Genomic DNA, 12,466 nt, shown 5'->3' with positions numbered 1-12,466 from the left:
GCAGTCAAAGGGACATTGAAGCAGTTGCAGCTTTGAAGCCGCGCGGGGCGTTTCCCGGTGAGGCGAGCATCGCTGGCGCGAGGCGGATTTGTATCCGCCTCGCGCCAGCGGGGGGAGGGCGATGTTTAGCGAAGGAGCGGGTTTGGAGGGTCAGGTGCGCAGGTTCACGGCTTAACTGAACGTGATTGTTACGCTCTGTTCTTTTTTCGCAGTGTCGAAATCTATGGACTTGCTTTGCTCATCGCTGGTGTTTTTCAGGGTGTCGCCCAGGGTCTTTGCGGCAACGTCGGCGAAGGGCTGGATCAGGGGCGCGATCGACTTGGTGATATCGGCAGCTGCTTTGGCCAGTTCACCAATCACGGGAAGTGCTGCGAGTGCTGACATAGACATTGTGAAATCTCCGACAGGGATGAGAGGGATATTCCTCATCCACTACGTGGCATAAGCGACACATCGGGTTCCAGATCGAACGCATGAAAAAGCCCGGCAATCGCCGGGCTCTTTGTACTGCAAGGGTTACTTATGCAGTGAAGGTCTTGCCTTCGAACTGCTCGGCAACGAACTTCCAGTTGACCAGGTTCCAGAACGCTTCCACATACTTTGGACGCACGTTGCGGTAGTCGATGTAGTAGGCGTGTTCCCAGACGTCGCAGGTCAGCAGCGGGGTGTCGCCGCTGGTCAGCGGGTTGCCGGCGCCGATGGTGCTGGCCAGTGCCAGGGAACCGTCAGCCTTTTTCACCAGCCAGCCCCAACCGGAACCGAAGGTGCCGACGGAAGTCTTGGTGAACTCTTCCTTGAACTTGTCGAACGAACCGAACGCCGCGTTGATGGCTTCAGCCAGGGCGCCAGTCGGCTGACCGCCAGCGTTTGGCGCCAGGCAGTTCCAGTAGAAAGTGTGGTTCCAGACCTGGGCGGCGTTGTTGAAGATGCCACCCGAAGAGGACTTGACGATCTCTTCCAGGGTCTTGCCTTCGAACTCGGTGCCTGGCACCAGGTTGTTCAGGTTCACGACATAGGTGTTGTGGTGCTTGTCGTGGTGATACTCCAGGGTTTCCTTGGAGATGTGCGGCTGCAGGGCATCGTGTGCGTACGGCAGCGGCGGCAATTCGAAAGCCATGATAATTCTCCTAATCAGGTCAGTTGCGGTGAGCGCAAGGCCGATCACGGGCGGCCAAACAAGCGCCGGGGAGTTTGTACTCTTTGCGGCGCAGGGGCTGGATCATAGCACCGGGGGTGCGGCAAAACCACGCAACAACTGTGTGGGATAGAGGTTCCAGAGCGTTTTGGAATATTGCTCAGTTGCTGATCAGTTGATAGGCCACGCTGAACATCATCACTGCTACCAGCAGGTCCAGTAGGCGCCAGGTCGCCGGGCGCGCCAGCCACGGGGCCAGCCACGCCGCGCCGAGGGCCAGGGCGGTGAACCACAGGAACGAGGCGCTGGCGGCACCTGCGACATAAGCGCCTGGCTCGGTCTGCTGAGCGCCCAGGGAGCCGATCAGCAAAACCGTGTCCAGATAGACGTGGGGGTTGAGCAGGGTCACGGCCAAGGCACTGAGCATCACCGCACGCAGCGAGCGCACCTTTTGCCCCTCACCTTGCTCCAGGCTTTGACGGGAACAGGCCCGGCGCAAGGCCAGGGCGCCATACCACAACAGGAATGCCGCGCCGCCCCAGCGCGCAATCGCCAGCAACAGAGGGTTATGCGCCAGCACTGTCGCCAGGCCAAACACCCCGGCAGCCACCAGCAATGCATCGCACACCACGCACAAGGCCGCCACGGGCAAGTGATGCTCGCGACGCAGGCTCTGGGCCAGGACAAACGCGTTTTGCGTGCCGATGGCCATGATCAGCCCCAAGGCGACCAGCAGGCCGTTCACATAACTCTGCCACATACGATTCACTCTGCTTGTTAATCAATGCTGGCGATTGTCGGCGTTGAGGCGGTATAAGAAAAACAAATATTGCTGATCGCTCATTAGGAAAACTGATGTTTGACTATAAATTGCTATCGGCCCTGGCGGCAGTGGTGGAACAGGCCGGTTTCGAGCGCGGGGCCCAGGTGCTTGGTGTGTCGCAATCGGCCATTTCCCAGCGCATCAAATTGCTCGAAGCCCGCATCGGCCAGCCGGTGCTGGTACGCGCGACTCCGCCGACCCCCACGGAGATCGGCCGGCGCCTGCTCAACCATGTGCAGCAGGTGCGCTTGCTGGAGCGCGACCTGCAAAGCCAGGTGCCGGCGTTGGATGAAGAAGGCATGCCCGAGCGGCTGCGCATCGCCATCAACGCCGACAGCCTGGCGACATGGTGGGCGCAGGCCGTAGGGGGATTTTTGCGCCGAGCAGCATTTGCTGCTCGACCTGGTGGTGGAAGACCAGACCGTCGGCCTCAAGCGCATGCGCGCCGGCGAGGTGGCGGCCTGCGTCTGCGCCAGCGAACGCCCGGTGGCCGGTGCGCGTAGCCTGTTGCTGGGGGCCATGCGCTATCGGGCATTGGCGAGCCCGGCGTTTATTGTCCGGCACTTTCCCGGCGGGGTACGGGCCGATCAGTTGGCGCGTACTCCGGCGCTGGTATTTGGCCCGGATGACTTTTTGCAACATCGCTACCTGGCGTCGCTGGGCGTGGACGGCGGTTTCGAACACCATTTATGCCCGTCCTCCGAAGGTTTTATCCGCCTGACCGAGGCCGGCCTGGGTTGGGGATTGGTGCCGGAGTTGCAGGTGCGTGATCAATTGCAAAAGGGCGTGCTGGTGGAGTTATTGCCAGATAAACCCATCGATGTGCCGCTGTACTGGCATCATTGGCGCAGTGGTGGGCAATTGCTCGGTCTGTTGACCGAGCATCTGGCACGGGCTACCGGCCAATTGCTGGTGCCGTTGGAGTGACCGTCGGCGTCAACGCAACTGCGATGAAAAATGAAAGAACACGGGGTAACACATGAAAATTCTGGTCACCGGCGCAAGCGGCTTCATTGGCGGGCGCTTTGCGCGTTTCGCCCTGGAGCAGGGCCTGGACGTGCGGGTCAACGGGCGGCGCGCCGAGGGTGTCGAGCACCTGGTACGGCGCGGCGCCGAGTTTATCCAGGGTGATCTGAATGATCCGGACCTGGTGCGCGACCTGTGCCGCGACGTCGAAGCCGTGGTTCATTGCGCCGGCGCCGTAGGGCTGTGGGGGCGTTACCAGGACTTCTATCAGGGCAATGTGCAGGTCACCGAAAACGTGGTTGAAGCCTGCCTGAAACAACGGGTCGGGCGCCTGGTGCACCTGTCGTCGCCCTCGATCTATTTCGATGGCCGCGATCACCTGGGACTGACCGAAGAGCAAGTGCCCAAGCGCTTCAAGCATCCCTATGCGGCGACCAAGTACCTGGCCGAGCAAAAAGTCTTTGGTGCCCAGGAATTCGGCCTCGAAGTGCTGGCCCTGCGCCCGCGCTTTGTCACGGGTGCCGGCGATATGAGCATCTTCCCGCGCCTGTTGAACATGCAGCGCAAGAACCGTCTCGCCATCGTTGGCGATGGCCTGAACAAGGTCGACTTCACCAGCGTGCACAACCTCAACGAGGCCCTGCTCAGCAGCCTGCTGGCCACCGGCTCGGCGCTGGGCAAGGCCTATAACATCAGTAATGGCGCGCCGGTGCCGGTATGGGACGTGGTCAACTATGTGATGCGCCAGATGGAAATGCCCCAGGTCACCCGTTACCGCTCCTACGGCTTGTCCTACAGTATCGCGGCGCTCAACGAGGCCTTTTGCGCGATGTGGCCGGGGCGTCCGGAACCTTCCCTGTCACGCCTGGGGATGCAAGTGATGAACAAGGATTTCAGCCTCGATATCAGCCGTGCGCAGCATTATCTCGACTACCAGCCCAAGGTCAGCCTGTGGACGGCCCTCGATGAGTTCTGCCATTGGTGGAAAGTCCAGGAGCCGGGCTCCAGCTAGGGTCGGCAATAGCGGGAAGCGATTTTTCGGTTGTCGCTCGACCAAGGCGACGGGCCAGGGGTTTATACTCCCGCCGCTCTGTTTTTTTATGTGGCTATTTCAAGGTTGATTCATGCGTAACGATACTAAAGACGACTTCGACAATGTGCCGAGCCTGCGCGCCGACATTGGCGACGACGATGATTTTGTGCCGACCGCTGCCACGTCCATGCGCTCGCGCCCGGCGCCGGTGGTCAAGGTCAAGAGCGCCAGCACCGGGCCGTTGTGGGCCTTGGTTGGCGCGCTGCTGTTCGCTTTTGTGGGCTTGGCGTGGTGGAGTTTCCAGCAGATTTCCCTGATGGGGCAGCAACTGGTGGCGACCCAGGAGAGTTTTGCGCGTATCAGCGAGGAGGCCGCCGGCCGTTTGCAGGATATTTCCGGCAAAGTGGTGGCCAGTGAGGCCAACGTCAATACCGGCAGTGAAGCGCTCAAGCTGCAGATCAAACAGTTGGAAAGCCAATTGCTGGAGCAGGGCAAGCAGCAGTTGGGTGTGGCGGGCCAGGCCACCGACCTGGACAAGCGCCTGGCGCAAATGAGTGCCAGCACCACGGAGCTGACCAGCGCCAATACCCAGTTGCAGGCCCAGGTGCAAACCCTTGCAACGGAACTGACGACCCTCAAGGCTGCGCAGGCCGAAGCCGTCAAGTTGAATGCTGAAGTCAAGGAGCTGAGCACGGATGTGGCAGCCTTGAAGAAGCAGGGCAATCCGGCCACGGCCATTGCACGCCTGGAACAGGACCTGTTGGTGATCAAGAGCGAACTGGATAACCGTGCCGCTACTGAAGGGCCGTCGAATAAGGAGTTCGACGTGTTCCGCATCCAGACTACCCGCAACATCACGACCTTGCAGACCCAGATGCAAAACCTGCAACGGGAAGTCAGTGCACCGGCCAGGGTCACGCCCCTGGGCCAGTAACCCCACTGTATAGGGTAGGAGCCGGCAAGCCGGCTCCTACACCAATGTCACTGTTCAGTGACATTCCCCATCCCTTTCGTTACATGTCCCTTCTTGGCCCTTGTTTAGACTGCGGTCATCCCACAAAAACAAAAAGGGCCACCCATGACCATCCAACCACTGCCTGCCAGCAGTTGGCTGAACGCACCTGCCCATCACGCCTGGCTTGCCGCCGAGGGCCGGCGTCTGCTGGCGTTTGCCAAGGCTTCCCGGCTGCCTGAAGGCTTCGGCAACCTCGACGTCCAGGGCCGCCTGCCTGCCGACGCCTGCGCCGAAACCATGAACACCGCCCGTATGACCCACAGCTTTGCCATGGCCCACGCCCAGGGCCTGCCAGGGTATGCGCAGTTGGTGGAACACGGTGTCGCCAGTCTCAGTGGCCCGTTGCGCGATGCCGAACATGGCGGCTGGTTTGCCGTCGCCGGCGCACGTGATGGCAACACTGGCAAGGCCGCCTATCTGCATGCTTTTGTCGCCCTGGCCGCCAGCTCTGCGGTAGTGGCGGGTGCCCCTGGGGCACAAGCCCTACTGGCGGATGCCATCCAAAGCATCGACCAGCATTTTTGGTGCGAGGAGGAGGGCGCGATGCTCGAATCGTTCGCCCAGGACTGGAGCGGCGTGGAAGCCTATCGCGGTGCCAACAGTAATATGCACGCCACCGAAGCGTTCCTGGCCCTGGCTGATGTCACCGGCGACAGCCGATGGCTGGGGCGGGCGTTGCGCATTGTCGAGCGGGTGATCCATCAGCACGCCAGCGCCAACGAATTTATGGTGATCGAACATTTCGACCGCTATTGGCAACCCCTGCATCGTTACAACGAGAACAACCCGGCCGACGGCTTCCGTCCCTACGGCATCACCCCCGGCCACGGCTTCGAATGGGCGCGCCTGGTGCTGCACCTCGAAGCCGCACGCCAGCAGGCAGGGCTCGTCACGCCGCAGTGGTTGCTGGAGGATGCCAAGGGCTTGTTCGCCAGTGCCTGCGAATATGGCTGGTCGGCGGACGGTGCTCCGGGCCTGGTTTACACCCTGGATTGGCACTTTCGTCCGGTGGTGCGCGAGCGTCTGCATTGGACCCACGCCGAAGCCAGCGCGGCGGCCCAGGCCCTGCTCAAGCGCACGGGGGAGTGGCATTACGAAACCTGGTACCGGCGTTTCTGGGAGTTTTGTGAAACCCACCTGATCGACCGGATCCAGGGCAGTTGGCATCACGAACTCGACCCGCTAAACCAGCCCGCCAGCAAGATCTGGGGCGGCAAGCCGGACCTGTACCATGCCTGGCAAGCGGTATTGCTGCCGGGCCTGCCCTTATCCCCAAGCATGGCCAGTGCGTTGGCGGCGGGCGCTTATGTCACCAAGTGGTGACATTTGCCCGTCCCTTTGTTACGTGCCTGGGAAAAATCCCTGTTTAGAATCCTATGCAGCGCAAGCTCCAGACTTGCATGCATAACAACAAGAAAAAGGTAGTCAGATGAACGCGATTAATCGCCTCGCCATTGCTGTTTCCATTGCCTCGTTGTTTCCCCTCAGTGCATTTGCCGCCGACTCGAAAGGGACGGTTGAAGTCGTGCATTGGTGGACCTCGGGCGGTGAAAAGGCGGCGGTGGATGTCCTGAAGGCCCAAGTTGAGAAAGACGGCTTCACCTGGAAAGACGGAGCCGTCGCAGGTGGCGGTGGCGCCACCGCCATGACCGTACTGAAAAGCCGCGCGGTCGCCGGCAACCCGCCAGGCGTTGCCCAGATCAAGGGCCCTGACATCCAGGAGTGGGCATCCACCGGGCTGCTCGATACCGACGTCCTGAAGGACGTGGCCAAGGCCGAGAAGTGGGATGGCCTGCTCGACAAAAAAGTCTCCGATACCGTGAAGTACGAAGGCGATTACGTGGCCGTGCCGGTGAATATCCACCGGGTCAACTGGCTGTGGATCAACCCGGAAGTCTTCAAGAAAGCCGGCATTACCAAAAACCCTACGACTCTCGAAGAATTCTACGCCGCCGCTGACAAGCTCAAGGCCGCAGGCTTCATCCCGCTCGCCCACGGTGGCCAGCCTTGGCAGGACAGCACAGTATTTGAAGCCGTAGTGCTCTCGGTCATGGGCGTGGATGGCTACAAGAAAGCCCTGGTCGACCTCGACAACGCAGCCCTGACCGGCCCGGACATGGTCAAGGCGCTGACTGAACTGAAGAAAGTCGCGACCTATATGGACGCAGATGGCAAGGGCCAGGACTGGAACCTGGAAGCCGCCAAGGTCATCAACGGCAAGGCCGGCATGCAGATCATGGGTGACTGGGCCAAGAGCGAGTGGACGGCCGCCAACAAAGTCGCCGGCAAAGACTACGAGTGCGTAGCCTTCCCGGGCACCGACAAGGCCTTCACCTACAACATCGACTCCCTGGCCGTGTTCAAGCAGAAAGATGCCGGCACCTCGGCCGGGCAGCAAGACATCGCCAAGGTGGTGCTGGGCGAGAACTTCCAGAAGGTCTTCAGCATCAACAAGGGCTCGATCCCGGTGCGCAACGACATGCTCGGCGATATGGCCAAGTACGGCTTTGACAGCTGCGCCCAGACGGCGGCCAAGGACTTCCTGGTCGATGCCAAGTCTGGCGGCCTGCAACCAAGCATGGCGCACAACATGGCGACCACCCTGGCGGTACAGGGCGCGTTCTTTGATGTGGTGACCAACTTCATCAACGACCCGAAAGCCGACCCGGCCGACACCGCCAAGAAGCTGGGTGCGGCGATCAAGTCTGCCAAGTAACCCATAGGGGGAATGGGCTTTAGTGTGGGAGCGGGCTTGCCCGCGATGCAGGCGCCTCGGTGTATCAGTGACACCCAGGTGATCTCTTCGCAGGCAAGCCAGCTTCCACCTAAAGCCGGCCCCCACAAGGTTGTCCGTTAGTCCCTTACTCCTTGCCCTGGATTTCCCCATGAGTTCTGTTGCTGTGTTCAGCAAGGCCTCGCCGTTCGATGCATTGCAGCGCTGGCTCCCCAAGTTGGTGCTGGCCCCAAGCATGTTCATCGTTCTGGTGGGCTTCTATGGCTACATCCTGTGGACGTTCGTGCTGTCGTTCACCAACTCGACGTTCCTGCCGACCTACAAGTGGGTAGGCCTGGCGCAATATGCGCGGTTGTTCGATAACGACCGCTGGTGGGTGGCGAGCAAAAACCTGGCGCTGTTTGGCGGCATGTTTATCGGCATCACCCTGGTGATCGGCGTGCTGCTGGCGGTATTCCTCGACCAGCGCATCCGTCGCGAAGGCTTCATTCGCACTATTTACCTGTACCCGATGGCGCTCTCGATGATCGTCACCGGTACGGCCTGGAAATGGCTGCTCAACCCCGGCATGGGCCTGGACAAATTGCTGCGTGACTGGGGCTGGGAAGGCTTTCGCCTGGACTGGCTGATCGATCCGGATCGTGTGGTGTATTGCCTGGTGATCGCGGCGGTATGGCAAGCCTCGGGCTTTATCATGGCGATGTTCCTCGCCGGCCTGCGTGGCGTTGACCAATCGATCATCCGTGCCGCACAGATCGACGGTGCGAGCCTGCCGCGCATCTACTGGAGCGTGGTGCTGCCAAGCCTGCGGCCAGTGTTCTTCAGTGCGGTGATGATCCTCGCGCACATCGCGATCAAGAGCTTCGACCTGGTGGCCGCGATGACCGCCGGTGGCCCTGGCTACTCATCCGACCTGCCGGCGATGTTCATGTACTCCTTCACCTTCAGCCGCGGCCAGATGGGCATGGGCTCGGCCAGTGCGATCCTGATGCTCGGCGCGATTCTCGCGATCATCGTGCCTTACCTGTACTCCGAGCTGAGGACCAAGCGCCATGACTAGTCTCGCCAAACCTTCCATCAGCTTCAGTCGTATCGCGATCCATGGGGTGCTGATCCTGGCCGTGGTGCTGTACCTGGTGCCGCTGGTGGTCATGCTGCTGACCAGCTTCAAGACCCCGGAAGACATCAGCACCGGCAACCTGCTGAGCTGGCCGACGGTGATCACCGGGATCGGCTGGGTCAAGGCCTGGGCCACGGTAAACGGGTACTTCTGGAACTCGTTCATGATCACCATCCCGGCGGTGCTGATCTCCACCACCATTGGCGCGTTGAACGGCTACGTGCTGTCGATGTGGCGTTTTCGCGGTTCGCAGTTGTTCTTCGGCCTGTTGCTGTTCGGCTGCTTCCTGCCGTTCCAGACCGTCTTGCTGCCGGCCTCGTTCACCCTCGGCAAAATGGGCCTGGCCAGCACCACCACCGGCCTGGTGTTTGTGCATGTGGTTTATGGCCTGGCGTTCACCACGTTGTTCTTCCGTAACTACTACGTGAGCATTCCGGATGCGTTGGTCAAGGCCGCACGCTTGGATGGCGCAGGATTTTTCACCATCTTCCGTCGGATCATTCTGCCGATGTCCACACCCATCATCATGGTCTGCCTGATCTGGCAGTTCACCCAGATCTGGAACGACTTCCTGTTTGGCGTGGTGTTCTCCAGCGGTGATTCGCAGCCCATCACAGTGGCGCTGAACAACCTGGTCAACACCAGCACCGGGGCCAAGGAATATAACGTTGATATGGCGGCGGCGATGATCGCCGGGTTGCCGACCCTGCTGGTCTATGTGGTCGCAGGCAAGTATTTCGTGCGCGGCCTCACGGCCGGCGCGGTCAAGGGGTAATCATGGCTACGCTCGAACTTCGCAATGTAAACAAGACCTATGGTGCCGGCCTGCCGGACACCCTGAAAAACATCGAGCTGTCGATCAAGGACGGTGAGTTCCTGATCCTCGTCGGGCCTTCGGGTTGCGGCAAGTCCACCTTGATGAACTGCATCGCCGGCCTGGAAAACATCAGCGGCGGCGCGATCATGATCGGTGACCAGGACGTCAGCGGCATGAGCCCCAAGGACCGGGATATCGCCATGGTGTTCCAGTCCTACGCGCTGTACCCGACCATGAGCGTGCGCGAGAACATCGAGTTCGGCCTGAAAATCCGCAAGATGAGCCAGGCGGCCATCGATGAGGAAGTGGCGCGGGTGGCCAAGTTGCTGCAGATCGAACACTTGCTCAATCGCAAGCCGGGCCAGCTCTCCGGTGGTCAGCAACAGCGCGTGGCCATGGGCCGGGCGCTGGCGCGGCGGCCGAAGATCTACCTGTTCGACGAACCGCTGTCCAACCTCGACGCCAAGCTGCGGGTCGAGATGCGCACCGAAATGAAACTGATGCACCAGCGCCTGAAAACCACCACGGTCTATGTGACCCACGACCAGATCGAAGCCATGACCCTGGGCGACAAAGTGGCGGTGATGAAGGACGGCATCATCCAGCAGTTCGGCACGCCCAAAGAGATCTACAACGATCCGGCCAACCTGTTCGTGGCGAGCTTTATCGGTTCGCCGCCGATGAACTTCATCCCCCTGCGCCTGCAACGCAAGGAGGGCCGCCTGCAGGCCCTGCTCGACAGCGGCCAGGCGCGTTGCGAATTGCCATTGGGCATGAATGACGCGGGTCTTGAAGACCGCGACGTGATCCTCGGTCTGCGCCCGGAGCAAATTGTGCTGGCCAGCGGCGAGGGCAATGGTTTGCCGAGCATTCGCGCTGAAGTCCAGGTGACCGAGCCCACCGGCCCGGACACCCTGGTGTTTGTCCAGCTCAATGACACCAAGGTCTGCTGCCGCCTGGCGCCGGACGTAGCGCCGCAAGTGGGCGAGAGCCTGACCTTGCAGTTCGATCCGTCCAAGGTGCTGTTGTTCGACGCCAAGACCGGTGAACGCCTGGGCACCGCTGCTGCGCAGCCGGCACAGGCGCATGCCGACAATGTCACCCAATTCAAGGGCCGCTAAAGATCAATAACTGTAGGAGCGAGCTTGCTCGCGAAAAACTTGAGAGCGCCGCGTTTATCCAAGATGCCCGCGTCAGCGTTAACGAGCTTCGCGAGCAAGCTCGCTCCTACTTCAGATAAAGAAGCTGTAAACCGCGTTAGATAAAAACAGTTAATAACAATAAAGACGAGGATGTAGGGATGAAAAAGCAACACAACAACACGCGCTTGATCTGCCAGCTGTCAGCCGTGGCAGCGCTGGTTTTGTCCGCCAATGCGATGGCTGACGAAGCGTTCAGTGCAGACTCCAAGTGGATGACCGGGGATTGGGGTGGCGAGCGGACCAAGCTGATCGAGCAGGGTATCGATATCAAGGCTGACTACGTTGGTGAGGCCGGCTACAACGCTCACGGCGGTTACAACAATGACAAGACTGGTCGTTACGCTGACCAGTTCGGCCTCGGCGTCGCGCTGGACCTGCAAAAGCTGTGGGGCTGGGACAACACCCAGGCCAAGATCCAGATGACCAGCCGTAATGGTCGCAACATCTCCAATGACCGCATTGGCGACCCGCGTGCAGGCACCTTGAGTTCATCTCAAGAAGTGTACGGCCGTGGCCATATGGTGCGCCTGACCCAGTTCTGGATTCAGCACCAGATGTTCGACAACAAGCTGGACGTGAAACTCGGTTACTTCGGTGAAGGCGAAGACTTCAACACCTTCCCGTGCGACTTCCAGAACCTGTCGTTCTGTGGTTCCCAAGTGGGTAACTACGTCAACACCTGGTACAACTGGCCGGTCAGCCAGGCCGCGATCCGCGTGAAGTACCACATCACGCCTGAGTTGTATGCGCAGATCGGTGCGTACAACCAGAACCCATCGCAGCTGGAGCACGGCAACGGCTTCAAACTCAGCGGCAGTGGCACCAAGGGCACTGTGATCCCGGTGGAGTTGGTCTGGTCGCCGAAGGTTAATAACCTGCCGGGCGAATACCGCGTGGGTTACTACAAAAGCGCTGCCGATGCTCCCGATGTGCGTGAAGACGTCAACGGCAACAATGCGGCTTCCACTGGCGAGGACTACCGTACCCGCAGCAGCAAAAAAGGCTACTGGTTCGTTGCCCAGCAGCAACTCACCACTCATAACGGCGACGCTTCCCGTGGTCTGAACATCGCGGCCAACGCTACGTTCCACGACAAGGAAACCAACACGGTCGACAACTATCAGTCGATCATGCTGGTGTACAAGGGACCTTTCGACGCCCGTCCAAAAGATGACGTCGGCATTGGCGCCGCTCGTCTGCACGTCAACGATGACGTGCGCAAGAACGCCCAGTTGCTGAACGAAGCTGGCGGGTTCACCGATTACAGCCAGGTAGGTTATGCGCCACTGCGCAGCACCGAGTACAACTACGAAATCAACTACGGCTTCCACGTCACCAACTGGCTGACCGTACGTCCCAACCTGCAATACGTCACCCACCCAGGTGGCGTGGATAAAGTCGACAACGCGCTGGTGGCCGGTCTGAAAATTCAGTCGGTGTTCTAACGCGCTTGCGATAAGCTCCTTCTCTCTGTGCGCGTTTGCGGGTAGCCATGGCTATCCGCTTTTTTTTGCGAAGGGCGAACAGCCCTGTAGGAGCGAGCTTGCTCGCGAAAAAATTGAGAGCGCCGCGTTCATCCAAGATGCCCGCGTCAGCGTTAACGATCTTCGCGAGCAAGCTC

General features: G+C 60.3%; 11 protein-coding genes and 2 pseudogenes. 9 read left to right on the top strand and 4 right to left on the bottom strand.

Annotation, left to right across the window (positions count from 1 at the left end):
* Window positions 1–171: 171 nt before the first annotated feature.
* The 3 genes from JTY93_RS20095 to JTY93_RS20085 form a co-directional block, all read right to left on the bottom strand.
* Window positions 172–390: a hypothetical protein gene (locus JTY93_RS20095; RefSeq protein WP_169998934.1), complete on the bottom strand. Its 219-nt coding sequence runs from the start codon at window positions 388–390 to the stop codon at window positions 172–174.
* A gap of 130 nt (window positions 391–520) precedes the next feature.
* Window positions 521–1,117, bottom strand: a complete 597-nt coding sequence (locus tag JTY93_RS20090) for a superoxide dismutase (RefSeq protein WP_003212997.1) — start codon at window positions 1,115–1,117, stop codon at window positions 521–523.
* A 178-nt stretch (window positions 1,118–1,295) separates the two neighbouring features.
* Window positions 1,296–1,895, bottom strand: coding sequence for a LysE/ArgO family amino acid transporter (locus JTY93_RS20085; protein WP_205479123.1), 600 nt, complete (start codon window positions 1,893–1,895; stop codon window positions 1,296–1,298).
* Between the two features lie 95 nt (window positions 1,896–1,990).
* On the opposite strand from JTY93_RS20085, the pseudogene JTY93_RS20080 reads away from it, so the two are divergent.
* The 8 genes and pseudogenes from JTY93_RS20080 to JTY93_RS20045 all read left to right on the top strand — a co-directional run bounded on the left by JTY93_RS20080 (window position 1,991) and on the right by JTY93_RS20045 (window position 10,764).
* A pseudogene (locus JTY93_RS20080) lies at window positions 1,991–2,885 on the top strand (LysR family transcriptional regulator ArgP).
* A gap of 52 nt (window positions 2,886–2,937) precedes the next feature.
* Window positions 2,938–3,936: an NAD-dependent epimerase/dehydratase family protein gene (locus JTY93_RS20075; protein WP_205479129.1), complete on the top strand. Its 999-nt coding sequence runs from the start codon at window positions 2,938–2,940 to the stop codon at window positions 3,934–3,936.
* Window positions 3,937–4,048: 112 nt separating this feature from the next.
* The gene (locus JTY93_RS20070; RefSeq protein WP_205479131.1) at window positions 4,049–4,891 is read left to right on the top strand and encodes an ATPase; all 843 of its coding nucleotides are present in this window, start codon (window positions 4,049–4,051) and stop codon (window positions 4,889–4,891) included.
* A gap of 144 nt (window positions 4,892–5,035) precedes the next feature.
* Entirely contained in the window at window positions 5,036–6,295 is a 1,260-nt protein-coding gene (locus tag JTY93_RS20065) for a D-mannose isomerase (RefSeq protein WP_205479133.1), read from the top strand.
* Window positions 6,296–6,401: 106 nt separating this feature from the next.
* On the top strand, window positions 6,402–7,688 hold the full coding sequence (locus tag JTY93_RS20060; RefSeq protein WP_205518902.1) for an ABC transporter substrate-binding protein: 1,287 nt from the start codon (window positions 6,402–6,404) through the stop codon (window positions 7,686–7,688).
* Window positions 7,689–7,857: 169 nt separating this feature from the next.
* The gene (locus tag JTY93_RS20055; protein ID WP_029296391.1) at window positions 7,858–8,766 is read left to right on the top strand and encodes a carbohydrate ABC transporter permease; all 909 of its coding nucleotides are present in this window, start codon (window positions 7,858–7,860) and stop codon (window positions 8,764–8,766) included.
* Entirely contained in the window at window positions 8,759–9,601 is an 843-nt protein-coding gene (locus JTY93_RS20050) for a carbohydrate ABC transporter permease (protein WP_169998954.1), read from the top strand. The genes JTY93_RS20055 and JTY93_RS20050 overlap by 8 nt, the downstream gene beginning before the upstream one ends.
* A gap of 2 nt (window positions 9,602–9,603) precedes the next feature.
* The gene (locus JTY93_RS20045; RefSeq protein WP_205479134.1) at window positions 9,604–10,764 is read left to right on the top strand and encodes an ABC transporter ATP-binding protein; all 1,161 of its coding nucleotides are present in this window, start codon (window positions 9,604–9,606) and stop codon (window positions 10,762–10,764) included.
* Between the two features lie 8 nt (window positions 10,765–10,772).
* On the opposite strand, the pseudogene JTY93_RS29220 reads toward JTY93_RS20045, so the two are convergent.
* Window positions 10,773–10,862, bottom strand: a pseudogene (locus JTY93_RS29220) (outer membrane lipoprotein carrier protein LolA); the annotation flags it as partial.
* A gap of 81 nt (window positions 10,863–10,943) precedes the next feature.
* Here JTY93_RS29220 and JTY93_RS20040 point away from each other — a divergent pair.
* On the top strand, window positions 10,944–12,290 hold the full coding sequence (locus tag JTY93_RS20040) for a carbohydrate porin (RefSeq protein ID WP_169998958.1): 1,347 nt from the start codon (window positions 10,944–10,946) through the stop codon (window positions 12,288–12,290).
* Window positions 12,291–12,466 lie beyond the last annotated feature (176 nt).

This window comes from Pseudomonas hygromyciniae (assembly GCF_016925675.1).
Lineage (GTDB): Bacteria > Pseudomonadota > Gammaproteobacteria > Pseudomonadales > Pseudomonadaceae > Aquipseudomonas > Aquipseudomonas hygromyciniae.
This window is presented reverse-complemented; position numbering and strand designations above follow the sequence as displayed.